21 protein-coding genes are annotated in these 25,087 nt (G+C 49.6%); 6 read left to right on the top strand and 15 right to left on the bottom strand.

The window, feature by feature from the left end; genetic code table 11:
• Entirely contained in the window at positions 1-489 is a 489-nt protein-coding gene (locus tag D4L85_RS14210; RefSeq protein ID WP_160143728.1) for a DUF4199 domain-containing protein, read from the top strand.
• A gap of 1 nt (position 490) precedes the next feature.
• Positions 491-856, top strand: a complete 366-nt coding sequence (locus D4L85_RS14205) for an iron chaperone (RefSeq protein WP_119754918.1) — start codon at positions 491-493, stop codon at positions 854-856.
• A 41-nt stretch (positions 857-897) separates the two neighbouring features.
• On the opposite strand, the gene D4L85_RS14200 is transcribed toward D4L85_RS14205, so the two are convergent.
• From D4L85_RS14200 to D4L85_RS14170, 8 genes are all read right to left on the bottom strand, one after another.
• On the bottom strand, positions 898-1,395 hold the full coding sequence (locus D4L85_RS14200; RefSeq protein WP_160143727.1) for a hypothetical protein: 498 nt from the start codon (positions 1,393-1,395) through the stop codon (positions 898-900).
• A gap of 228 nt (positions 1,396-1,623) precedes the next feature.
• On the bottom strand, positions 1,624-2,778 hold the full coding sequence (locus D4L85_RS14195) for a geranylgeranyl reductase family protein (RefSeq protein WP_119754916.1): 1,155 nt from the start codon (positions 2,776-2,778) through the stop codon (positions 1,624-1,626).
• A 151-nt stretch (positions 2,779-2,929) separates the two neighbouring features.
• Positions 2,930-4,471, bottom strand: a complete 1,542-nt coding sequence (locus D4L85_RS14190) for a RagB/SusD family nutrient uptake outer membrane protein (protein WP_119754915.1) — start codon at positions 4,469-4,471, stop codon at positions 2,930-2,932.
• Between the two features lie 6 nt (positions 4,472-4,477).
• Positions 4,478-7,813, bottom strand: coding sequence for a TonB-dependent receptor (locus tag D4L85_RS14185; RefSeq protein ID WP_160143726.1), 3,336 nt, complete (start codon positions 7,811-7,813; stop codon positions 4,478-4,480).
• Positions 7,814-8,020: 207 nt separating this feature from the next.
• On the bottom strand, positions 8,021-9,004 hold the full coding sequence (locus D4L85_RS14180; protein WP_160143725.1) for a FecR family protein: 984 nt from the start codon (positions 9,002-9,004) through the stop codon (positions 8,021-8,023).
• 74 nt (positions 9,005-9,078) lie between these two features.
• Positions 9,079-9,270, bottom strand: a complete 192-nt coding sequence (locus D4L85_RS34420; RefSeq protein WP_160143724.1) for a hypothetical protein — start codon at positions 9,268-9,270, stop codon at positions 9,079-9,081.
• A 60-nt stretch (positions 9,271-9,330) separates the two neighbouring features.
• On the bottom strand, positions 9,331-9,906 hold the full coding sequence (locus tag D4L85_RS14175; protein ID WP_119754912.1) for an RNA polymerase sigma-70 factor: 576 nt from the start codon (positions 9,904-9,906) through the stop codon (positions 9,331-9,333).
• A 179-nt stretch (positions 9,907-10,085) separates the two neighbouring features.
• Positions 10,086-11,033 (bottom strand): helix-turn-helix domain-containing protein, encoded by a 948-nt coding sequence (locus D4L85_RS14170; RefSeq protein WP_160143723.1) that lies wholly within the window; start codon positions 11,031-11,033, stop codon positions 10,086-10,088.
• A 114-nt stretch (positions 11,034-11,147) separates the two neighbouring features.
• Between D4L85_RS14170 and D4L85_RS14165 the strand changes: the two genes are divergently transcribed.
• Positions 11,148-11,831 carry a GDSL-type esterase/lipase family protein gene (locus D4L85_RS14165; RefSeq protein ID WP_119754910.1) on the top strand — a complete coding sequence of 228 codons (684 nt, stop codon included), beginning with the start codon at positions 11,148-11,150 and terminating at the stop codon, positions 11,829-11,831.
• Between the two features lie 47 nt (positions 11,832-11,878).
• Here the strand turns inward: D4L85_RS14165 and D4L85_RS14160 are convergent, their stop codons facing one another.
• Positions 11,879-12,706, bottom strand: coding sequence for a helix-turn-helix domain-containing protein (locus D4L85_RS14160; protein ID WP_119754909.1), 828 nt, complete (start codon positions 12,704-12,706; stop codon positions 11,879-11,881).
• Between the two features lie 382 nt (positions 12,707-13,088).
• Between D4L85_RS14160 and D4L85_RS14155 the strand changes: the two genes are divergently transcribed.
• The gene (locus D4L85_RS14155) at positions 13,089-14,324 is read left to right on the top strand and encodes a S41 family peptidase (protein WP_119754908.1); all 1,236 of its coding nucleotides are present in this window, start codon (positions 13,089-13,091) and stop codon (positions 14,322-14,324) included.
• Positions 14,325-14,347: 23 nt separating this feature from the next.
• On the opposite strand, the gene D4L85_RS14150 is transcribed toward D4L85_RS14155, so the two are convergent.
• The 4 genes from D4L85_RS14150 to D4L85_RS14135 all read right to left on the bottom strand — a co-directional run bounded on the left by D4L85_RS14150 (position 14,348) and on the right by D4L85_RS14135 (position 16,548).
• On the bottom strand, positions 14,348-15,109 hold the full coding sequence (locus D4L85_RS14150) for a GNAT family N-acetyltransferase (protein ID WP_119754907.1): 762 nt from the start codon (positions 15,107-15,109) through the stop codon (positions 14,348-14,350).
• Between the two features lie 214 nt (positions 15,110-15,323).
• Positions 15,324-15,761: an LIC_13387 family protein gene (locus tag D4L85_RS14145; RefSeq protein ID WP_160143722.1), complete on the bottom strand. Its 438-nt coding sequence runs from the start codon at positions 15,759-15,761 to the stop codon at positions 15,324-15,326.
• 9 nt (positions 15,762-15,770) lie between these two features.
• Positions 15,771-16,226, bottom strand: a complete 456-nt coding sequence (locus tag D4L85_RS14140) for an SRPBCC family protein (protein WP_119754905.1) — start codon at positions 16,224-16,226, stop codon at positions 15,771-15,773.
• Entirely contained in the window at positions 16,219-16,548 is a 330-nt protein-coding gene (locus D4L85_RS14135; RefSeq protein WP_119754904.1) for an ArsR/SmtB family transcription factor, read from the bottom strand. Before D4L85_RS14135 ends, D4L85_RS14140 begins: the two co-directional genes overlap by 8 nt.
• Positions 16,549-16,754: 206 nt before the next feature.
• Between D4L85_RS14135 and D4L85_RS14130 the strand changes: the two genes are divergently transcribed.
• Positions 16,755-18,443, top strand: coding sequence for a leucine-rich repeat domain-containing protein (locus tag D4L85_RS14130; RefSeq protein WP_119754903.1), 1,689 nt, complete (start codon positions 16,755-16,757; stop codon positions 18,441-18,443).
• Positions 18,444-18,498: 55 nt separating this feature from the next.
• Here D4L85_RS14130 and D4L85_RS14125 read toward each other — a convergent pair whose 3' ends face one another.
• Positions 18,499-20,148 carry an alpha-L-rhamnosidase-related protein gene (locus D4L85_RS14125; protein WP_119754902.1) on the bottom strand — a complete coding sequence of 550 codons (1,650 nt, stop codon included), beginning with the start codon at positions 20,146-20,148 and terminating at the stop codon, positions 18,499-18,501.
• 226 nt (positions 20,149-20,374) lie between these two features.
• Here D4L85_RS14125 and D4L85_RS14120 point away from each other — a divergent pair, with 226 nt between their 5' ends.
• On the top strand, positions 20,375-22,456 hold the full coding sequence (locus D4L85_RS14120; protein ID WP_228450892.1) for a beta-galactosidase: 2,082 nt from the start codon (positions 20,375-20,377) through the stop codon (positions 22,454-22,456).
• 111 nt (positions 22,457-22,567) lie between these two features.
• Here D4L85_RS14120 and D4L85_RS14115 read toward each other — a convergent pair whose 3' ends face one another.
• The gene (locus tag D4L85_RS14115) at positions 22,568-24,931 is read right to left on the bottom strand and encodes an ABC transporter permease (protein ID WP_119754901.1); all 2,364 of its coding nucleotides are present in this window, start codon (positions 24,929-24,931) and stop codon (positions 22,568-22,570) included.
• Positions 24,932-25,087 lie beyond the last annotated feature (156 nt).

The following is a 25,087-nucleotide window of genomic DNA, read 5'->3' as shown; positions in this document are numbered from 1 at the left end:
ATGAAAACAGAACTAAAATGGGCCGTGGTCTATGTCGTCATGACGATGGTGTGGTCGTTGCTTGGAAAAGGGTTGGGGTTTCATGACGCCAACCTGGCCGCGGGTGTGATCTTCAACACCCTGATCATTATTCCTTCGGTGATCCTTTATATGCTCTCGATGCGAGAAAAAAAGATCAGATACTATGGCGGTCAGATCACCTACAAACAGGCTTTCATGAGCGGGCTTGTCCTCACCCTGTTGGTCACAATTCTCGGCCCGATTTATCCCCTGTTTACGAACCTGATCTCACCGGATCTGTTCGACAACTCCATCCGATTCGTGGTTGCAACCAACCAAATGAGTGAAGCCGATGCGGTAAAACAGTTCACGCTCTCGAGTTTTATTGTCCAGGGAATTTTTGGTGCCCTGGTCTTTGGCTTAGTCTATGCGGCCATCATTTCCATTTTCCTGAGATCAAAAAATCCAAAAACATTAATCAACACTTAAAATGGCCACACCGAAAAAGAAATTTGAAAACGTAGACGACTACATCGCCAGTTTTCCAGCGGACGTGCAGAAAATTCTTCGCCTGGTTCAGAAAACCATTCAGAAGGCCGTGCCGGATGCGGAAGAATTGATCAGCTATCAAATCCCGGCGTTTAAACGCAATGGTGTATGGATCTTCTACTACTCGACCTATACCAACCATTACTCGCTCTCGTGTCCGCCGCCTTTCACCGTTTTTGAAAAATATAAAGATGAATTGTCGGCGTTCGAAGTTTCCAAAAGCGCCATCAAGTTTCCCTATGAGAAGCCTGTGCCTGTAAAATTGATCGCTGAAATGGCAAAATTCCGAAAGGGCGCTAAGACTTAACGCAAAAAAAAACCGGGCGGTTAGCGGTGGCCCCTTGGGCTCTATCTTCTTTTTCGTCTGCCCGCGGCTATTCGCTCTTGATAGCGAATCAGCTGCGCAACCAGTCGCCAAATAATTACCGATAGTGTGATGAGAATGACCAGCTTAACATTTTCGCCGCGTCTTATTGACAAAGGAACTACAAAGAAAAAGACAACCATGATCACGAGGGTCACGAGGTTGACCCACCGGTTGTATTTCGCCTGTCTTACCTCGACATTTAGTTTCCAGTCTAAGTTTCGTTCTGCGTTGGTATTTTCGATCAGCCATTTCTCCAGACGATCGTAGTTGACAAACTCCAAGTCGGAGATATTCAACCGATAACCCGAAGCCGTCAAAATGTTCAGCTTACGAAAGTCGGGCAGCCGCTGGATCTCCCACAGTTCCCACTTCAGGCTTTTAATGCTATCCAGCTTGAGGCATTTGTATTGAAGTCTGAAAGGCATAATAGCAATGAGTTCCTGGCCTGTCATGACGATGATCTTGAACCGATAACTCATAATCCCGAGCATCGCATAACATAAAAGAATGATGATGACAACGAAAATGGTTGCTCCTGTTGTCGCAGAATCGACTTTGTTAAAAAACGAAATCGCCATGACTGTACCACCCGCTCCGAAGAAAAAGTATCCAAAAAGGGGTATGAAATTGGGGATTCCTATTCTCAAGAGGCTTTTCGATTTGTTCTCACGTAAAAATTAAAAAACATCATCTCTCTCATACGAGGGTCAGGTAAAACTTTTCGACACAACATTCCTGAATACGCTGCTTTTAAGCGCCGCATTAAAAACGCCATTCAGGAGCCATTCGTTGTTCATCAATTGTTGGATGTAATAGTTCTTACGGTGCCTCGACCAAAATTTCTGATACACCTGGGCATCGTACTGTTTCATGTGGCTAGCGGAAAAATCATTTTTATCAAAACATGTTTTTGCGTGCCACCCCGCATAACGCCCCGACACGATGGCCTGGCCGATGCCTTCGCCTGATAAAGGATCTATAAGCGACGCCGCATCTCCGCAGAGCATAAAACGATCGCCGCTCATGGGCACCTTCCTCGATCCCAAGGGCAGACCAAATCCTTCGACCTTCCCGACGCGTTCTGCATTTTTAAACCGGTCGCTGATGTAGGGGATTTCATCCACCACCCGTTGAAGGGAAGCACGCAAATCCATTCTTCGCTTCGAGACCACAGACGACAAAACGCCCAGACCGACATTTGCCAAATTATTTTTAACCGGAAAGATCCAAAAATATCCCGGCAGAAGATCTTTCACGAGGTGGATCTCAAAGGTATGATCCGGGATGCCGGACACGTTGCTGTAGTATGCGCGAACCGCACCACAATGATGCGCCGGATCCGGTCTGGTGCCGGTTACTTTTCTGTTCAGTACAGAATGCGCACCGTCACAGCCGATCACCATTTTGCCTTTAAATTCTGTGTTGCCGGCCGTGACCGTCACCCCATCGCTGGTGATCGTTACATCACTGATGGTATGGTTTAAAAAAAAGGTGGTGTTGCTTTGCGCCGCGGCGTTTTCAAAGAGAAAATTATCCCAGTCCATTCTTCGGGAAATGAATCCCGTTTGGCTAAAGCGGAGGTCGAACGCTTTTTGGTTGGGCGCTACCAGACGGCAGGTATTCACGTTGACCTTCTCTGTAAACCCTTCCAGGCTTTTGGTCAACCCGCTATTGATGGTCGCCAGCACTTTGGGCACATAGGCCGCCACCGCATCGCCACACGTCTTGTCGCGCGGAAAACTGCTTTTCTCCAGAACGGCAACGCGTAAACCTGAATCGCCCAGCGCCAGGGCACACGTGCTCCCCGCAGGACCTGCTCCACAAATGATGACGTCAAATTCTTTCGTGCCTGTATCAGCCATAAAAACCCGGATTCCAAATGAAATTTAGTCATTGGCGACCAATAATTGGAAGAAAATAAAAGTGGGTGGGGTCTGCTGCGGGGATCCGCATGGCCAGAAATAGAAAAAGCCGGTCGCTAGGAGCTACCGGCTTTATTCTCACAAGCGAAATCTACCAACCTTCGTTCTGTGTCAACGTTCCTTTGCTCACAGCAATTTCGTCCGGGGGGATCGGCCATACGTGGTGTACGGCGGGGTTGAATACCCGGCCGGCGTAAATCACTTTCGGCTGTCCGTTATCCAATGCATACGCATGGTAGAGCGGTTTTGCATACGTAGCTTCTGCATCGCCCCAACGCACAAGGTCAAAGTGGTGATCGGTCCACTCCCCTGCCAATTCGCAGCGTCTTTCATGCTTGAGGTCCGTCATGGTAGCGCCGGACAGATCTCCTAACCCTGCGCGTTCCCGCACCTGGTTGATCTCGCTGTCGGCATTTTTGCCTTGCATCAGTTTTGCTTCTGCCATCATGAGCAGCACGTCGGCATAACGCAACAGCGGTACGTTCAGGGCCGTTGTCGGTTTGTCGGCGTTGGTGTTGACATAGTTGATGTCCACCGAACCGCCTACTTTCGGATAGCCATAAGGCTCCATGAATTTTCTGAACTGAAGACCGGTACGGTTACTGGAACTTACGACATAAGCGCCCTGGTTGAATGTAGCATCGGCTCCAAAATACTTAAACACGTCGCCGGTCTTGAGGATCGTGGCTTCTCTTCTTTCATCATTGGCTTCGAACTCTTGATAGAGATCTTGCGTGGGATAAAACACGCCCCAACCGTTGTACTGTCCCCAGCCTTTGTCTTCCAGGAGAACGCCGGGGAAGATCGAGCCCAAACCGGTGTCTTTCGCACTGGATGTAACGGACCAGATGTATTCCGGAGAAAAATTGTTCGCAATCTTGAAGACGTCCGCAAAATTTGCAACCAGCGCGTGCTTTCCGCTGCTGATCACTTTGTCGGCATACAGTTCGGCCGTTGCCCAGTCTTTTGCATAGAGCGCGGTCCTGGCGATGTATGCCCAGGCAGCCGTTTTATGCGGGCGTCCTTTATCGGATTGTCCGTAGTCGTCGAAATACGGCAGCAGGTCGGCTGCTGCTTTGAGGTCTTCGATGATGTAATCGTAGTTGACCTTCACGTTTGCCGGACGGGGAACATAAGCATTTTCATAATCTACCCGGTCAATGATCGGAATACCTTTCCGGTCATCGCCATAGTGGTACGCCAACTCCAGGTGCATGACAGCATGGAGGAAGTGGGCTTCTCCGAGGATCCGGTTCTTTAGCGATTCTGTCATCTGGATGTTCGGCACATTGCGGATCACGTCGTTGCAGCGTTTCATGGTCAGGTAGTGCAGTCTCCAGATGCTCTTTACTTCACTTTCGTTTCCGGTGATCTTAAAGGCTTTTACGTTCTCGGAGAAAGCGCGCGGTTTGGTGCCGATGTCGTTGCTGGCATTGCTGAGCCAGAAGAATCCGCGGCCGTACATGTCGTCGTTCGAAAATTCGGCGTACGCCGAATTGATACCGGCGATCGCATCCGCTTCGGTCTTCCAGAACGTTCCTGTCGTTGGAGAGCCCTGCGGCACTACATCCAGATCGCAACCGGTGGCCATCAACAATCCTGCTATGGCCGCTACACAAAATATTTTTTTCATAGGTGATTAGAATTTAAGCGTAAGACCAGACATATAAACTCTTGCCAGTGGATACATTCCCACATCTACACCCGAATTGGTGATCCCCACTTCGGGATCCATTCCGGAGTAGTTGGTGATGGTGAACAAGTTTTGCGCCGTAACATAGATCCTCATCTGCACTTTGTTGAAGATCCGGGTCGGCAGCGTATAGCCCAGTGTAACATTCTTCAGGCGCAGGAAAGAACCGTCTTCGATAAAGAAGTCGGACACCCGCGTCCAGTTGTTGTTGGGATCCGACATGGAAAGTCTCGGGATCGTAGCATCCGGGTTAGTGGGGCTCCAGGCATTCTTCGATTCCTCCAGCAGGTTATAACCATAGCCGGCGTTCAGGCCGAGTGCCCGTGCTGAATTGAAAATGCTGTTGCCGTGTACGCCCTGAAAGAATACATTCAGGTCAAAACCTTTGAAAGAGATGTTTCCGTTGAGGCTATAGGTGAAATCCGGAAAAGGACTTCCCAGTATTGTGCGGTCATTGTTGTCGATGTCGCCGTCGCCATCTTTATCCACAAATTTGAAGTCACCGGCTTTTGCAGCAGGTTGATACTTCACGCCGTTCGCATTCACGTAGTTGGCGGCTTCATCGTCGGACTTAAACAGCCCGGCGGTCTGATACCCGTAAAACGAATTCCACGCGCTGCCCACAATGTTGATGTTTGCCTGGGGCATCGTTCTCACGGCGGGACCTGCGTTCTGGAACTTATTGTCTTCCGTGATCGAGCGGATCTCGTTTTTCACTTTGGAGAAGCCGGCCGTGATGTCAAATTTAACCGCGCCTTCGTTTTTCCGGTAGGTAAGGCCCAACTCAAAGCCTTTGTTTACCACATCGCCACCGTTGATCCATTGACCGTCCGGCGATCCGGCGGTGCCGGGAAGACTTTTTTGGAAAAGCATGTCGTAGTTTGTCTTCCGGAATACATCCAACGATCCGCTAAGTTTTCCCCGGAGCAAACCGAAATCAAGACCAATATTTTTTTGCTCGGAAGTTTCCCACACCAGGTTCTGGTTTGACAGACCCGATTCGGCGTAACCATAGTTGATGATGGGGTCGCCACCAATCCAGGCACGCGTACGCGCCAGTCCAACGGCAAAAGGATACAGCGGCAAGCCACCCAAGTTTCCAATCTTTCCCCAGCTGGCCCGCAATTTCAGGTCTGAAACCAACGATACGTCCTCCATGAACGATTCTTCAGCAAGGTTCCAGCCCACCGAAACAGAGGGATAGTTCTTCCAGCGAAGATCGGAGATCAGCCTGGACGTTCCGTCTCTACGGAGCACTGCCGTTAACAAATACTTGCCTTTGTAGTTATAGTTCACCCGGCCCAGGTACGACATCACTTTTTCTTCCGGGCCGCCCGCGCCAATCGTTTGGAGCGTTGTGGCATTCGACATGTAGCGATACGCAGGGTCTTCATTGTCGAAACCGGTGCCTTTCACGGTCGACCATTCACTTTTCTTTCGCTCGTAGGTAAAACCGGCTAACGCGGAAATATGATGGTCTTCGCCAATGGCTTTTTCGTACGACAAGGTTTGCTCCGTCAGGAAAACATTTTGATTATCGGTCGTCTGATAGAGTTCGTTGAAGTCAAAGATCTTCCCCGTCTCCAGCACCTTCACATTGAACTGTTTGTTGTTGCGACGGATCTGTGTGAGTCCAAAGTTACTTCTGAACTTAAGACCTTTGATAAGGTCCACTTCCAGGTACGGATTGATCACCAACGTTGAGGTAGGCGTATGGTTATCCAGGCGTTTCAAATAGGCAACCGGGTTGATCAGATCGCCGTAGGCATTTGAATAGGCATCGGGAACACCGCCAAACTTGCCTGAACCATCCTCACGATAGACCGTAGCATTGGCAGGATAGTAAAGTGCCGTCATGATCGCACCGGTGTAGGCGCTTGACGTGTTTCCCGTCTGGCCATCCCAAAACATGTAGGTCATATTTTCGCCGAGCCGTACGCCCTTGAATATTTCATGCTCGGAATTGATCCGGGCTGTATACCGCTTTGCCTGTGTATTGAGCAGGATCCCTTCGTTCTTCCGGTATCCGCCCGAAATAAAATAACTGGAGGCCTTGCTTCCTCCGCTCACGGAAGCGTCCAGGCTTTCGATCACACCGGTTTGAAAGATCTCATCCATCCAATTGGTTTTGGTGATCCGTGAATCCGGATTCAGTGCCGCATCAAATGCCGGGATGCGCGGCAGCCCTGCATTATCGGTAGCAAGGTTGGCCGCATCCGCGCGTTCTGCTGCATTCAGCGGCTTAAGTTTCTTGGCCACCTGCTGAACACCCAATTGATAGTTCACCTCCACGTTCACCTTGTCGGCCTTTCCCGATTTTGTCTTGATCAGAATCACACCTCCCGAAGCCCTTGCCCCATAGATCGCTGCAGAAGCTGCGTCTTTTAATACCGAAATGGATTCAATGTCGTTGGGACTGATCGTGCTCAAAGCACCCCAATAGATCACTCCATCCAAAACTATCAAGGGCGACTCTGTGTTCAGAGAGCCAACGCCCCGGATCCGAATATCCGGTGAACCGGTAGGATCACCGCCATTGTTCATCACCGTCACGCCGGGCACCGTACCCTGCAACAATTCAGCCGCCGTATTATAGTTCCTGCTGGACGCTTCTTTCAGGCTGGGTGAACCCACGGCACCGAGCACTTCCGATTTCTTGGCCGTTCCATAGCCCACCACCACGACGTCCTGCAGTTGAACCGCATCGATCTCCAGCTTGACATCAATTTTTGTCTGGGCTCCCACAATCACTTCGGTCGCCTTAAAGCCGATAAAAGAAAAGATCAACACCGACGCTTCATCATCCACGTCGATGGAATAGGCTCCATCGGCATCCGTGGTGGTTCCTCTTTCGGTTCCTTTTAGCAGCACGCTCACGCCGGGCAACGTTTCTCCCGTGTCGGCCGTGGTAACCATACCGGTCACCCTGATCTTAGGCACCGACGACGTCGGCTCGGTTTTGGGGATCGGCTTTACGACGATATTCTTTCCCACCGCGGTATATTCCAGCCCGATCGGCTTTAACAGCTTGGTGAGCACCTCTTTCAGCTCTTTGTTGGCTGCGGAAAAGGTGATCTTCTTGTCGGCATTTACATCCGAGTTTTTGTACATGAAATTCACATCTGCCAGTTGTTGCAACGTCTTAAAGACGTCCCGCAAGGGCTGGTCTTTCGCACGCAACGAAACCCGCTGATCGAGCACGCTCTGACCGGAGGCGTCGCTGGCCCGGGCCACCGATAAAACGGTGGTTGTCAGGAGGAAGGCTACAGTGGTCAGTCTCATTATTTTTAACCAATGGTCATGTCGTAGAGATTCTATTTTCATATTTTTATGAAGTTATTCTGTTCATCAGGATAATGTTTTGAAGTAGCGGAATGGCTTTGCAAGGGTCTCCTCCGCTATTTCTTTTTTACAGGACATCGGTGATGTCCGCAGCGGCGATCATCCATAGTCTATTTTGTTGCTGAAGGTTTTCATAGTTTTAGGGGATTAGGGGTGATTCGGGTTGCATCCTGCACCGCTGATAGAATATTTTTTGCCGGCATGCGTGTATTCGGCGTTCAGCGTGAAGCAGAGTAAATACATGACTTTTTCCAGCGGCATCGGATCAAACGTCGCCGTCACCCGGCACGCCTTGAGGGTTTCGGAACTCAGGTTGATCTCGATGTTGTAGTATCGTTGAAGCGATGAAATGACGTCCGCTACCGGGGCGTCCTCGAAAATGAGTTTACCCTCTCTCCAGGAGGTGTAGTGATCCACATCGCTGAAGGTTTCTTTGCTCAGCAGATCCTGTGTCTTTACCAGCACCGCCTTCTGTCCGGGTTGCAGCAATACTTCCGACGAACGATTATCGGAAGTGGTATGCACCACCGACACTTTGCCGGTGATGACCGCTACTTCATTGAAATCGTCGTTGCGGTAGGCTTTCACATTGAAGCTGGTGCCGAGAACGGTGGTCGTTAATTTTCCTCCGGAATGGATCCGGAACGGCCTTGAGGGATCTTTGCTCACGTTAAAGAATGCTTCGCCTTCCAGGTAAACTTCGCGGTCGCCCGAGCCGAATGTTTCAGGATAGCGGAATTTTGTATCCGAGTTCAACCACACCTGCGAACCATCCGACAATGAAAGCTGCAGGAGTTTGCCTTTGGGAACGTAGTGCTCGGTGTAGGTGATCTCTTCCTTTGTAAAGAGATCGCGCTTCACATACAGCAGAATGCCCGCGGAAACGACCAGCAAAGCAACCGCTGCCGCTTTCCAATAGACCATGACCGGACTTCTTTCCTCTTGTTTCAAGGGAACGACGCCCCTGTTTTTGATCTTCGCCAACTCTTCTTTCAAGGTCGCTTCCGAGGCTTCGAATTCGGGATGATCCGTTTCGGGCATGGCATTATACCAGGTCTCGAAGATCTTTTTTCCTTCCTCCGATTTTTTGCCGGATAAAAAATCCAGAAGCCCTTTTTTCTTGTTTGCCATGGCCAAACGGTATTTCGTGTATATCAGTATGTCGGATCAAAAGCGCGAACGGGTAGGTGCGCCACAAAAAAAAATTATTGAATGGTTTTGGTCTTATCGGCCGCGTGCAGGGCCTGTGCGATGTGATGTTTGGCCGTTTCGGGTGAAATTTTGAGCTTTTCGGCGATTTTACGCACGGCCTGGTCCTCGAATTCGAGGATCTCTTTTCCGTCTTCCAATCTTTTACCAGATAAAGAATCCTCTAGTCGCTTCTCCTTTTTTTTCATTTCCGGTGGGTGTTAGGGTACACCGGTATGTCGGATGAGAAGGGCGGATGGGTAGGTGGACTATAAAAAAAAGTTATAGATGTGTTTCAGGTTCAGCCGGAGCGTTTTCAAAGCGTGGGCAATGTGGTACTTGGCTGTTTCGGGCGAGATGTCGAGCTTTTCTGCGATCTCGCGCACGGAATAATTTTCATAGCGGCTTAACGTGAACACCTCCCGGCATTTCTCCGGCAGCGCGTCGATGCTTTTGTTGAGGTGAAAATCCAGTTCGTTGAATTCCACGCCCTGCTCCACGGGAGAAGCTGCGGTTTCCGACACTTTTATCATCTCGGCGACATAGGCGTCTTTGGTATCCTGTGAGCGGATGTAATCCAGTACAGCATATTTGATCGCCGTGCAGAGGTACGACGAGAGGTTATTCCTGATCTGAAGGATCTGCCGTTTTTGCCAGATGTCCGCAAAAACATCCTGCACGATCTCCTCCGCTATTTCCTTTGACTTCAGCCGGTTATAAGCAACCGAAAGCAGTTTGTTGCGGTAACGGAAATACAGCTGATCAAACGCTTCTTCGTGGCCATCCTTGAGCAGGGCCAGAAGTTTCTCGTCGCTAAGATCAATGTATCCGGTTGGGGAAATCATGAACGTCTGGAATTATATCTCAAAAATAGAGCAGCGGGGTGTGAGTGAAAATCATTATGGATTAAGGCTATGTTAAAAAATAGCCCCCTCTGATTTATAACCGAAGATATGTATTCTTATAATAATCTCAAACCAGGCCTAGGCTGCTCATTGATTCCGGGGCAATGGCGTGATTTTCTTCATGCGCCTTTTTTTCTTAAGCGAAGCGGCTGAACGCCATACGCTGATTTAAATGCACGACAGAAAGCGCTGACATTCTCAAATCCGCAATCCCAGGTGATTTCATGCACCGGCTTGTCGGTAAATTCCAACAGCTCGGCGGCGCGTCTCACCCTGACCGCTCCAAGATACCGGTGGGGTGTTGTATTGAAAACCGCTTTGAATTGACGAATCAATTGAGGAACAGACAAACACGATACTTCACTTATTTTATTTAAATCCAGCTTGTCCATATAGGAGGAATGGAGGACATCCCTGGCCGTGCACAGCCGTTTGTACAACTCCGCCCGGGTGGCCGGTTTCACCGCATCTACTTTTTTCGAACGGGCTATTTCCGATTGATGCGACCGGATCAAATCATGTAAAAGAAAAACCAGGTGCTCGTCTGTTTGGTCGGCGTCGCCACCGGATGTTTCCAAAGCTGCTATCAAGCTGGACAATTGTAACCTCAGCGGTGACTCCAAACCTTGGAGAGTTTGAGAAAATTCAAGTATCTTCCCCGGCCTCGAAAAAGGATCATCGAGCAGATTCTCCTCGTTGTGCAGGGCATCGTGAAGCACGGCCGAGGCAAATTCTTTTTTAAAGAAAATCGAGAGCACGTTTACCTGCTCACCTTTATGGATGTGGCAGGAATACGTTTGGTCATCGTTTAAGATCAGGAACCGTCCCGGGCTTACGGCCAGCCGGCGATGATTAATCCCATACCACTCCTCTCCGCGCAACACGGTCTTGAAAGAAAGACAACCTATATGATCATCGCAATGCGCATGGCTGCTCTGCGCATTAAAAATAATGTTGTGCTTTTTGAATTTGCTGAAGTGCAACTGCTCATCAAACCCTGGCTTCGTATGATCCGGCAAAGAAGTGAAGTACATAGTACAGGTTAATATACCAAACGAATAACGCAAAATACCGGCCCGTCTTTATTTTTTTGAGAATTTCCGCACATTCCATTTCATCCACCCGGGCATAGCTTTGCGCGTGACAAAGAACCCGTGAAGACCCACTGACTTAACCACAAAATGAAAAAGCTTCTCTTTATACTTTCTCTTGGGCTGACGTCCACCCTTTCGAACGGACAAAACTTAAGGTATGACACCATTCGGTATGCAAAGGCGTATTATGCCGAACGCGTAGCCCTTTTCAAAAGCGAGCCCATAAAAAAGGGCCGGGTTATTTTACTGGGGAATAGCATCACCGAGTTTGGAGACTGGAAGAAACTTCTGAACGACTCCACCATCGTCAACCGGGGGATAGCCGGCGACAATACGTTTGGTGTTCTAGACCGCTTGAACGATGTGATCGTCCGTGAGCCGAACAAACTTTTCATCAAGATCGGCATCAATGACATTGCACAGGATATCCCGGTCGATCTTATTGTAAAAAACGTGATGACCATTGTCACGCGGGTAAAAAATCAATCGCCGGGGACACAAATTTATGTGCACAGCATCCTGCCTACGAACGACAACGTGAAGAATGAATACCCTGATGCTTTTCATAAAAATGATATAGCCAACCGGGTCAACGAAAAAGTAAAACAGCAGGCAACACCGATGGGCTTTGTCTATATCGATCTGAGCAAAGCCCTTAGCGACAAGCATGGCAACCTTGATGTGAGGTATGCCGAAGCGGATGGGCTCCACCTTAACCCAGTCGGTTACCAGGTTTGGGTCAAGCTTTTAAAAGCAAAGAGATATTTATAAGGACAGGGGAAATTGATCCCGATTTCTTGCCTCCGGCGCGCGACCGGTTATGCACCAACAACCTCGGCAGATGCAGAGCGGGAGAGGTATTCGTAGCCGCGATAGAGTACCAAGATCTCTACGATCACAGCCGGGATCATGATCACATAGGTGATAAAAAATAGCACCACGGTTACCAACGCGCAGCCGATCACAATTTCCAACATGCCGGCTATCCGCGAGAGCTCGCCCATGCCGTCCTGCAAGCGGATGAGGGCGACTCCAAAGACAATGCTTAAAGCACCAAAGAGCACCGCGGCCATGGCGTAAGGAATCCATAAACTCTCTACATCTTCCACGGACAACGAAGTGACATCTAAAATGCCTAAGCCGACCGTAGCGATCACAAGCATATAGGCGATCGCCTTCAGCAACGCGTTCTCGAATACCCTACTCAACACGATAAATCCCCGGGCAAATAAGGCATACGAAACCACCGTCACGACGGTGAGGCCCGTGTAGATAGCGTTCGTCGCAAATCCCCAGTCGCGATCGCCGGTGATCCAGGCAAAGTCCAGCGTTCCGAGAATAATTTGAGACACCAGGTAAACCGCCCCGGCCAATGCGGCTACTAAGACGGCGTTTCGGTTGGCGTTTGGCAAAATGTTTTTTTGTGTTTCCATGGCTTGGGGTGGGTTTGCTGAAAATGACTCGTAGCGTTCTCCAAGTGCCTCCAATAAAATTTTCACGGTCGACATACGGGGCAACACCTCACCGGCCTCAATGCGCTGGATCGTGCGCACACTCACGTGGCTTTTTTCCACCAATTCTTCTTGTGTAAGGTTCCTTTCCTTGCGCAAAGCGGTCAGTCGTCTTCCCAGTTCCGGTTGTTGCATCGTCGTTTTTTTAAAGGCACAATGTTACGGATTTAACGGGCGGAAGCGAGCCAGCACATATGATTTTCACCCGCCATTTGCCCGTCATTTGAAGGAAATGGCCCGGCAAACCAGTTTGGGATGATCCATTGCGCTGAAATCTTCAATTTTAACTCACATCCATTAGAGCGTTTGGAAATTCCCCTCCGAATAGTCATGCTTGCGAATTAGAGTTCCCAGCTAAAGGGTAACCCCGATCGAATTCGATCAGAACTTGTTCAGGCCTGAACACAAAACTAGGCACGCCTCGATTAACCGGTAATTTGAGGCTTTCTTGATAATGGCACAGCACTTGACCAGAAGGTTACATCACCTCATTTTCAATGATCCGAATGAATCCGGTATGAAAACAAAACTACTCTTGCTCCTGGCACTATCGACCCTCATATCTTGCGAGGCGCAGCGGGTCACCCATTGGAAAGAAGACATGGATTTCTGGCTGGGCGAAGTCAAAAAACAACACTACGTCTATCGTTCGGAAGAACTCCCTCCCCCGTTTAAGCTTCAATTTGAAAAAGTCAAATCCAACCTCAATACCTATAGCGACCAGCGAATTTTGTTTGAGCTTTTAGGCTTATCGGCCCTGCTGGGTGATGGCCATACCTACGTGCTACCCTGGGGCGCAGAAGGAATAGACGTGAAAGCCCTCCCCCTTCGGTTCTATTTGTTCGCCGACGGGCTCTTTGTTATCGACGCACAACCCGGCTATGAAAAATGGATCGGGAAAAGGGTGGATCAATTCGGTGCGGTCTCTGCTGAGAAAATCATGAAGGACGTCGGGCGGTTCATTAGTCGCGACAACGATCAGGGTATAAACTGGATCGGTCCCTTCATGTTGTCTCTTGAAGGAATGCTCCAGGCGTTGGGTGTTGATGGGAAGGGAACCTATTCCCTCACCTTCGATGAGGCGGGACAAAAAGTGAAACAACAGTTCCCGGTCGTTCCCTTTCAGCCGGTCCGGGGAATCCCCAAACTTATTCCGTCGAAAACAAATCAGGTTTCGGTTCCTCTCTATTTGCAGCATGTTGAGCAGGCTTACTGGATCAAGTCGCTAAAAAATGAGAAGACGGTCTACGTTCAGTTCAACCAGGTGATGAACGACCAAAACGAGTCCCTGGCCCAATTCTCAAAACGTCTCGACGACAGTGTCAAGGCGTTGGGCCCTGAAAAATTGGTTGTCGATGTCCGGCACAACAACGGAGGCAATGCCGATCTGCTGGATCCGTTTTTACAAACCTTACAGCGCTTTAAATCCTCTTCGGCAAAAGCACAACTCTATATTCTTACGGGACGCAACACGTTTTCTGCCGCGCAAATATTTATCAGCAAAGCCGATCTGCTTTTGAAACCTGTTTTTGCGGGAGAGATGAGTAGCTCCAAGCCTAACTTTGTGGGAGAAGAAAATGGAATTCAATTGCCGCACAGCAAGGCCATTTGCAGCATCTCCAATCGCTACCACGAATCCATTCCCGGCGATCACCGGCAAGGCATCGAGCCGCAAATGAAGATCTTGCTTACCTCCACTGACTATTTTAATGGACGTGACCTGGTATTGGAAGAAGTGTTAAAGCAGCATTAGAGACACTCGCCATCGTAGACCATTCAAAAAGATCCATTAGCATTCTCCAATGTACCCAGCACCATAAATCCACTCACCTTCATTCCGGCCTTCAACAACGTCGCTCTCGACGGGTGGTTTTCAATGTTACAACGCGCCGCAGGAATTCGCCCAGCCCGATAACATTCCTTTTTAAGTTCTTGGATCAGGTAACTCCCCACACCCTTCTTTCTTGCATCCTCCCTTACTTCCATATACAGATCACAGAACGGAACATTATAATGAAGTAAAAACCCTCCGGTTGCAATCACTTCACCCTTCCATTCAATAACGTGACTTCCCTCCGGTTCAACCTGGTGTTTGAAAAGCAGATCGGCCTCCGTCTTCTGCCTGAAAGTGAGTGCAGGGATATACAAATGGGTGACGGTATGGTCGCTGAATAAAATGACCGATGAACTGACGCTCTTTGAAAACTCAAGTGCCAGGGAATGCAATAGGGAGTCGTTGGTTTGGCATTCTATAAATTTAACCCCGGAGGCTGCCCAGAGTTTCCGGAAAAGCTGCTGGGCTAGATTTCGGTATGGGGGAACAATATAGAATTCAAAAATGGTATCCCGGTCAGATAGTTCTTGTCCTGTAACGGACCCATATCCTATCGGGGCATTGTCGACGAATAGTAAGTATGAATCAGACCATCCCCGTTCGTGACGGGCATTATACCGTATCTGCGTATTTGACTCGGTGAGAAAAAGGGTCCGGAAGATCTGTATGTCTCGCAGTTCGCACCGGGTAGCTTCCAAATGCATGGTCTTATGAAGTCGGCCTGCAGCTAATTTATAATAATAAATTCACTTCGAATATCGAATCTGTTCAAATCTCCGGGTTGGTTGACCACCGTCCTTTACTTGTTACGGATCGCTTTCCATGCTCGCGCCGCCGGCATGCCCACTTGCAGTTCGCCAGGATCGCCGTTGATCATTATTATTTATGCTTTTGAGGTTAGATGAGATCACTGGCCCATCAGGCGGGCTTTGTTGTCTTTTTGCCAATCAAAGAAAGGATCACACATATTCCAGCCAGGAACGAGATAGTAGCGGCCAGCGGGAAAAAATAAATATACTCGAAGCCTGCCATCAGGATCAGGAACACGGCCATGGATGTCAGTATTTTCACGGCCTTCGGATTGCCCGTTTCATCCGACAGCATCCACAATTGCAAACTGATCAGGGCCAGCACCAGGATCATGATGATCCCGTAGCCTTCATAGAATTGCCCCAGCGTGGCCGATCTTCCCATAAAATCAAAATGTTCAGTCTGCATGCTGGTGATGACGAGGTTAACGTTCTCGTTTGGATTTTTTTTCCAGTTGAGTGCACCCATCGTGTGTCCGAGCGCATGAAACGCCATCAATAATGCGGCGACGCGAACGAGGTGCGTTGGTTTTATTTTGTATGCCATAGATGATCTTTATTTTGTCTGATTTTTATACAGGTCCAAAATTTTTCCCCAGCCCTCATCCATACTTTCCACCGCTTTGCCGCCGCCGAGACGTTCCATATTTTTGTGTTCGAATTTAATACGGGTCACTTCCGGAGCCTCGGCAATAAAAAAAACTTCCACCTCGGTGATGAGCCCGGGATCAAACTGAAAGTTTCCGTTGATCTGCCAGGCAAGGACCAAAAGTCCATAAGGATCCCACGTCAGCACATAACCTACGTCTTGCTCGCTACCATCTTCGTGGCGGGAATACCAGCGCCCCCTGGGTTTGGACTCCAGCACCAGCTCGGTCATGGGCGATTTACCGATGTGATGCGTGCGCGGCCACCACAGATCCATTTTCTCAGTAAATACTTTAAAGGCCGTCTCTTGTGAAACCTCCACCAGGAGTTCCTTTCGAATCGAATCGATTTTTACATTATTCATGTTTCTTGTGTTTTTCCGCTGCTTGTTTGAATGCCGAAAGGGCTATGTCCCAGAAATTGTCTAAGTAATTGCGCATCGCCAGGACACCCCGGGTATCGATTTGGCAAAGGTTGCGGGTGCCTTCCCGGTGAACACGAATCAGCCTGGCATCCTTCAGCACCTTCAAGTGCTGCGACACCGCCGGCCGGCTCACCGGCAACCCATCGGCTATGTCCACGACGGCAAGCGGGCGCACCCGCAGCTTTTCGAAAATGGCCCTGCGGGTCGGGTCGCCCAGCGCATTGAAGGCTTTGTCGTAACTGCTTTGGGGTTGCTTTTTCACTTCGTTTTGGGGGTCTGGTCTAAGAAATGATACTTTTTTGACGGTAATTGATTACTTACCGTAAGTACAAACTTACCATTAAATTTTACACCCGCAAGGTATTGCGTCGTTTTTGTAAGCAGAATCCGCGTGATGCATCACAAAATGCCCCACGCTCCATTTGGACTTTCGGAATATGAGCCCTATTTTGATTTGCAAATCGATGTATGGAACAACCGTTCATTTCAAATTCCCGGAGACTGGTTTTTACAACGTCCCTGGTCGCCTTGCTCCTGAGCAACGCCGTTTTTTCGCAGGAACGTACCGTTACCGGGCGCCTTCTTGACGCCGAAACGCAAAGGCCTGTAAAGAACGCCACGATCATCCTGTTGGGCACGACCGACGGAACGGTGAGCAATCACCTCGGCTTCTTTCAACTCAAGGTCGATCCCTCCAAACACAAAACGCTGGTGGTTTCGCATATGAGTTTCAAAACGGCCGATGTGACGATCCCCGATGCAGAAAATTTCCGGTTCTTTTTAAAGAAAGCCTATGTTCCATTGCATACACTGGACCTCAGTCTTTATCCCAAAGACACAACCAGTCTCTATCGTACACTGGAACCGATCACTCCCACCGGATTTACGATTGCCGAATCCAATGCCACTTTTCCCAAGGGAATGGGTCGCTTCTATACGTTTATTGGAAACGCCTTAGTCAAAGAAATTCCCAAACTACCTCCTCCTGATTTTACGATCACCTTTACGATAGACGAAACTGGCAAAGCCTCAAACATTGCCGTCTCGGATTCGTCACAACTTGTCACGGTAGCGCGTATTCTTCAAAGCATGCCGGTCTGGGTGCCCGCGACCCAGCAACAAACAAATGTTGCCCAGCACTTTATATTACCGGTCGGCTCCCCGCCAGCTCCTCCCGCTGAATCGATAAGCGTCGAGGATCTCAGCACCTACATTGGGCGAAATATCAGGTTTCCCGCGGAAGCCAGACGGCTAGGTGTTGAAGGCGTTGTCTACGCTCAATTTCATCTCAACGACGCGGGTGATGTGATTTCCGTCGCGCTCTTGAAAGACATCGGGACGAATTGTGGTGCCGAAGTGAAGCGAGTTTTGTCAACCCTTCCAGCCTCGCTTGGAAAGTCTTTGTCGGAAAAGACCAAGGCCACCGTGTTCATTTTGCCGGTTGCCTTTGGCATTGGCAAACCGCTTAAGACCAAAATTTCGTTTCCAAGTACCGGAGCCTGTTTGTTGACCGAGATCCAAGTGACCGCCATCGGGATTGAAAGAGAGCGGCGTGCTTTGGGATACATCGATCCAAATTCCTCCGTAACCTTGGGCGGCAAACGCACAAACCAAGGGTTTGTCAACCTAAAAGATGCCCTTCAATGGAAAGGCACGCGTCTGTCGCTGATCAATAAGGGTTTAAATTCTTTTCCACCGGAGATCTTGAAATTAAAAAATCTGGACTACCTGGATCTTGAAAAAAATCAGCTCTCCAGTCTGCCCCCCGATATTCAATCGCTAGCGAAACTTCAAGAACTTTATTTGTTCGAAAACAAAATTCAAAATCTCCCCATCACGTTTAGAAATCTCCGAAAGTTGAAAATTCTCGGACTGGGTTCTAATCAACTAAAGACATTTCCCGAGGAAATTACGTGGTTGGAAAAATTAGAAGTATTGGATTTGGGAGGCAATGAGATCTCGTCCCTCCCGGCAAACATCGGGGCCTTGAAAAACTTAAAATTCCTGGTGCTTCACGACAACCACATCACGCACCTTCCAGAGGCGATCTATGGGCTCAAGAAGTTGAAAAAAATATACCTGCAGGGAAATCCCATCGATCCGAAAGACAAGGAGCTATTGAAAAAATCTTTTGAGAATGTTGAAATCGTATTCTAAACTATAAGCTCGCCATCATGCGCCTTGCACGCTTCTTATCGCGCCGCCGCTGCTCTTAATGTTGAAAAATCTCCGGATACTTCCGGATAAAATACGCCGGCGTACAACTCCACGCGTGACAATAACTATTGACCGGGAAAAATTTATACGGCGATAAAAAGTCATCCTTCGGATCGTAGACTTCCCAAAAGGTGTCTGCACCTTTGGTCACCATGCCACCCCAGTAGTCGACGACCAGGTCCTTGGCTTCTTTTCTCATGTCGCATTGGATCATCGCTTCGATCACATAATGATATAAATAAGGTGCACCGGGATAAATTACGTTTTGCATACCGGGTAACTTGCGCAATGCCTTTGCCCCCTCGGCTTTGGTGGCCACACCACTCAGCACCATCCACGCTTGCGATGCATACGAAACCTGCCGGTCCTTTCCACTCACAAAGACGCCTTCTGCCTTATCGTAAAGATTCTTATGCGTTGCCGCCATCATTTTCTTTATGAGATCGGGCAACTCCGATACTTCTTTTTCTTTGCCGAGCATCTTGGCCAGCTCGTAGGTGTTTTTGTAGGCCCAGATCACCACACCTTGTAACGCAGCTTGTTTGTCGAGCCCCACGCGCCAATCGAAAAACAGCCACCACTCTTTATTCGCACGTTCATAGTCCAGCATGCCGTCTTTGCCCAGGTATTTCTTGGGGACCTCCAATTGTTTCTTTACGATCGGCCACAGGTCGGCAGCCGTTTGGCGATCGCCCGTGGCTTGCAAGTATTCTTTGACGGCCACGTTGTAGATCAACGCATAGTCGAAGAGTGGATTGATCTGCGGGTGGGGACTGGGTCGTTCGAAAACATTGGAAGGGGCCACGCCATTTTCATAGCTCAGCCCGGCAAGGAGATAGAGGCAATGTTTTGTGAGTTCATAATTTTTGAACGAATACATATTGGCCAGCGACTCCAGGTACAAGTCGCCGATCCATAATCTCCTATCCCGTTTAGGTCCGTCTTCGTAAACGGTCTGCATGCATTCCTTTAGCGTGACCAGGCTGATCCTGTCAATGTCCGCCACCATTTTGTCTGTTGACGATTCCAAAGGCGAAGGCGTGCTATCGACGGAAGTCGTCGCTTTGAACGTGATGTGGTTGATCCGGAAATCGGAATAGACGGAACTGCCCAGCAGTTCGATCTTCACATAGCGAAAAGCAACACGCCGGGGAATGGTGATCACAGCCGGCACATCCGAGATGGTGACGATCTCGTCTTGCAACCAGGCGCGGCTCAGTCCCCCGGGGTAAGGATCAAAGGGCGTCGCCAATTCCGAAGGCACTTCACCAAACGTAAATTTCAGCCGCAACGGTGCGTCGGCCGCTCTCCCAAAAGCCTCCACCGAAAAGGTGAAGAAGCCCGTCAGGTGCTCGCCAAAATCTGCGACCACGCCGGATTGTTTTTTAAACGAACGGCTGTAGAGCGAATCCACAGGAAAAGATCGCACCGCTTTCCAATGTTGAAAGGCATTTTCGTCTTTCTCGATAGAAACGAGCGACACGGGCTCCTTCGTGCTTTCGATCAACTTCGGTTGACTCTTCTCCGCCAACTGCAGCCATCCGTTTCGCTGTTCCTGATAAACATCCTGAGCGGTTACAACTTTTGAAGAGCACAGCGCTGTGATCAGCACCACGAAAACGCGAAAGCGGTATTTATTTTTCATATACAAAGATGGTCAGCAGAACTTGTATTCGCGCGCAAATTAGGTTTCCCGTTTCCGGAACCGTCCTGCTCCTGCCCGTCCCATACCGAACGTGCGACCAACTTTCTGTTGAGTATACACAGGTACGTTCGGTCGGGTTCTGAAAAAAGTCTATTCATTGCGTAATAAATACACTTTGTGTCCTAAAATTGCTATATTTACAAATGTAATAATTACACTTAATCATATGAAGATTCTCCCAGCCTGCTTTCTCCTGATCTTTACGGTGGTGTCCTTTTCGGAAGCGCAAGAGCTCAAAATGAACAAGCTTCTTTATGGCGTGGCCTACTATGACGAATACATGCCCTATGACCGTCTTGAAAAAGATGTGAAGATGATGAAGGAGACCGGGATCAACGTGGTGCGTATCGCAGAATCCACCTGGAGCACGGTGGAACCCCAGGATGGCGTATTCGATTTTACGCACATCGACCGCGTTCTTGATGCCATGCACAAAGGGGGGATCAGGGTGATTGTGGGAACGCCAACCTATGCCGTTCCCACTTGGCTGGTAAAAAAGTATCCCGCCGTTCTGGCCACCACGCCGGCCGGCCAGAACAAATACGGCATGCGGCAAAACATGGACATCGCCAACACCGATTTCCGTTTCCACGCCGAACGGGTCATCCGCAAGATCATGGAGCACGTGAAGGACCACCCCGCGATCATTGGATACCAGGTGGACAACGAGACGAAACACTATCATACCTCGGGCGACAACGTGCAGCAACTTTTTGTGCAATACATGAAAAACAAGTACACCTCGCTGGACGTCATCAACAAAGCCTTCGGACTCGACTATTGGAGCAACCGCATCAATCGCTGGGAAGATTTCCCATCGATGGTGGGTACTGTCAATGCCAGCCTGTCGGCGGAGTACGCCAAGTTTCAGCGCAAGCTCGTCACCGACTACCTCGCCTGGCAGGTGGCAATCGTGAATTCGTATAAGAAACCCGGACAATTTGTGACGCAAAATTTTGACCTCGAGTGGCGTGGCTATTCCTATGGGATTCAACCCGACGTCGATCACTTTGCTGCCGCCAAGGCGATGGACATCGCTGGGATAGACATCTATCACCCCACGCAAGACCAACTGACCGGCATAGAAATATCGCTGGGCGGTGACGTTGCCCGGTCCATGAAATCGGGGCAAAACTACCTGGTGATCGAAACGGAGGCACAGGGTTTTCCGCAGTGGGTTCCTTATCCGGGCCAACTCCGGTTGCAGGCGTTCAGTCACACCGCTTCGGGCGCCAACATGGTCGCGTATTGGCATTGGCACTCCATTCACAATTCGGTGGAAACCTATTGGAAAGGTTTATTGAGTCACGACTTCGAACCCAACCCCACGTATGAGGAAGCGAAAACCATTGGAAAGGATTTTGAAAAACTAAGTCCCTCGCTGGTAGGGTTGAAGAAGACAAACGAGGTAGCCATCCTGTTCAGCAACGAGGCACAAACCGCTTTTCAATGGTTTGGTTTTGGCTATGGTGTGCGCGAAAATTATAACGACGTTCTCAGGCCGTTTTATGATGCGTTGTATAAAATGAATGTGGGTGTCGACTTTGTGGACCCGTCCAGCACGACGTTGGAGAAATACAAAGTGCTGGTGGTGCCCCTGCTGTACGCTGCGCCGGATGCCTTGTTGCAGCGATTAAATCAGTTTGTAAAAAATGGCGGGCAGATCGTTTACACGTTCAAAAGCGGATTCTCGGATGAAAATGTCAAGGTAAGAACAACCCCTCAGCCGGGGATTATCGGGGAAGCCTGCGGGATTCAATACAGTCAATTTACTATCCCTCAGAATGTGTCGTTGAAGGGCGATCCCTTCAGGGTGGGGAAATCGGGCAATGAAGTAAAGACCTGGATGGAACTCATTACGCCCACTACAGCAAAAGTATTGGCCTACTACGATCATCCGGCGTGGGGAAAATATGCTGCGATCACCCGGAATACTTTTGGTAAAGGTGTCGCCACGTACATCGGCTGCCGGACGAGTGATGAGGTCACTTCCAAAATCTTAGCGGGCGTGATCAAAGATGCCGGTCTTTGGAAGGAAGATCAACAGATTGCCTTCCCGTTGATCACAAAACGCGGCGTGAATCAGAAAGGCAAGGTGGTTCATTATTATTTCAACTACTCCCCCACCGCAGGCATGATCCGGTATCCCCATGGCAAGGGCACGGAATTGTTGTCCAACAAAGTTGCCGTGAAGGATGAGCAGGTGACGATCGAACCGTGGGGAGTGAAAATAATTGAGGAGAATTAGGGAGGCATCCCCTATTTAAGGCGGGTACGTTACTCACCGTCATTTTAAACGCCAGGACGCAAAGAAGCCGCAAAGGTGGTCTTGCAATGTAGAATGTATTCATGGATAGACTCACTCTGAACGAAGACTATCCACCGGGTCGGCCAAAGCGGCTTTCACAACCTGGTAGCTGATGGTCACCAAGGTCACCACTACCGCAGTGGCTATGGCGACAAGGAAGACCTGCCACGAAATGTCGGTCTTGTAGTCGTAGGCCTGAAGCCATTGATCCATAAGGCGCCACGCCACGGGCACGGCGATGAAACAGGAAATGACAACGAGTATCATAAAATCCCGGGAAAGCATTTGCCAGAGTTGGGTCACGGAGGCGCCCAGCACTTTGCGTATGCCGATCTCTTTCGTGCGTTGCTCGGTGATAAAAGAAGCCAATCCAAACAAGCCCAGGCAACTGATGGTGATGGCGAGCACAGCAAAGATCGATGCCAGTTTTCCAACCCGTTCTTCTGCCGCAAACTTCAACCCATATTCCTGGTCGGCAAATCGATAGTTGAAGGGCGCCGCCGGGGAATATTTTTTGAAGACGGCTTCAATTTTTACCAGCGCCTCCGCGGCACCTGCATCGGGATTCAGCTTTAGGTTGATCACATTGTACGTTCTTTCCCGGCTGTCGATCATGAACACCGTGGGCATGGCCGTGCCAAAGGGCGAGGTCATCACCATGTCGTTCACCACGCCGATGATATGCCAATTCTTTCCATGCCACTTGATGGTCTCGCCCACAGGTTCTTTCAATCCCATTTGCAGAATGGCCGCCTTGTTGAAGATAAACGCTTGTGAATCGGACGACAGTTCACGGGAGAAATTCCTACCGGCGATCACTTTCCAGTTTACCACGTCGCCATACTCCTGATCGATAGCGATCGTTCCGAAGAGGGATTGTGTGTTCGGATCTTTTCCGGTCCAGTCCAAGTTGTCGGCCGAGGAGTTGATGCTCGTGGTGGCCGTCGATGCCATAGAGATGCCCGTCACAGCGTTGGTCGCGAGCAATTCCCGGTGGAAGGCTTCATAGTGTTGGCGGATCTCGTTGGTGATCTGGTTGATGGTCACCAACCCTTCGCGATTATAACCCACCGGCCGGTTCTTTGCAAATTGGATCTGTTCATACACCACCAACGTCCCGATGACCAGCACCACCGACACCGTGAACTGCACCACGACCATCACCTGGCGAGGAACGGTCGCAAAACGACCCGCCTTCAAGCTTCCTTTCAAGGCGCGGATGGACCGGAACGACGAGAGATAAAATGCAGGATAGCTGCCGGCCAAGAGACCGACCATAAAAATAAACCCAGCAACCACAAGCCAAAGCCCCGGTTGTGTCCAGGGGATATTTATGTTCTTTCCGGAGAATTCATTAAAGAACGGCAAACAAAGTGTCGCCAAAACCATGGCCAGCACAGCGCCGATGCTGACGACCAGCAACGACTCGCATAAGAATTGACCGACGAGCTGCTGCTTTAACGAACCGATCGCTTTCCGAATGCCGACTTCTTTTGCCCTTTTCTCGGAGCGCGCTGTGCTCAGGTTCATGAAATTGATACAGGCTAGCAAAAGCACAAAGCTCCCGATGATACCAAAGAGCCAAACAAATTTCATGCGGCCGTTAACGCTTATTCCATTTCTGAATTCATACAAATGCCAACGGCTCATCGGGTTGAGAAAAAGAACCGGCTTCGTGGCATCCTCCGAATGTTCGTAGAGAATGTTTTTTATTTTCTCGGACGACTTTTTGAAATCACCCTTGGGTGTGAGCTGCGCGAAAATATGAAAGGAACTACTATACCAGTTGTCCATGTTTTGTCCGCTTGCAAACAACAATTTAATGGGCGCGATAAATGCCAACCCAGTGAAGCTTGAGTTGGAGGGCAGATCTTTGTAAATGCCTTTCACCTGTTGCGCATTGGCATAGTCGACGGTGACGGTTTGCCCGATCGGGTCGCTCGCGCCAAAGAGCGACGTGGCCAGCGACTCGCTGAGGAAAATCGCGGAGGGATCGTTGAGACCGGTCGTGGTGCCACGGATCATCTCGAGTGTGATCATGCCGGGAAAGGGAGCTTCGGCAAAGCACCCGGTCTGCAGCAATACTTTTTCCTTATATGCAACGGTCCGCTCGCCAACCCAGGTGGAAGCGACGCTCTCAAAATCTTCCCCGTATGCATCGCGGATGGCTGCCGATGTGGGCATGGGCAGCGAGGTGAATGTAACGATCGTTCCATCCACGGAAGCATGCTGCATGACCTGCGCCAGGCGATCATAGTTCGCATGTTGACGGTTCATCGTCAATTCATCATGAATCCAGAGACCGATGAGACCGGCCACCACCATGCCGATGGCCAAGCCCCCGATATTGATGCAGGAATACACTTTGTCGCGAAGGATATTTCTCCAGGCAACTTTCAGGTAATTTCTAAACATATCGTATTATTTTAAGTGGTCTTCAATTTCCATCTGTTCCTGGATCAGGGCGCGAGCGATTTGCGTTTAATGTTTTGGCGATGCTCAAAACGATGGTGTGCCATCGCGCGACTTTCCCATAGCGAGCGTTGTCCTTGTGAGGGCTGGTAAATCCGA

The organism is Chryseolinea soli (genome assembly GCF_003589925.1).
Lineage (GTDB): Bacteria > Bacteroidota > Bacteroidia > Cytophagales > Cyclobacteriaceae > Chryseolinea > Chryseolinea soli.
Note: the sequence above shows the minus strand (reverse complement) of the source record. Positions and strands in the feature narration are given on the sequence as shown.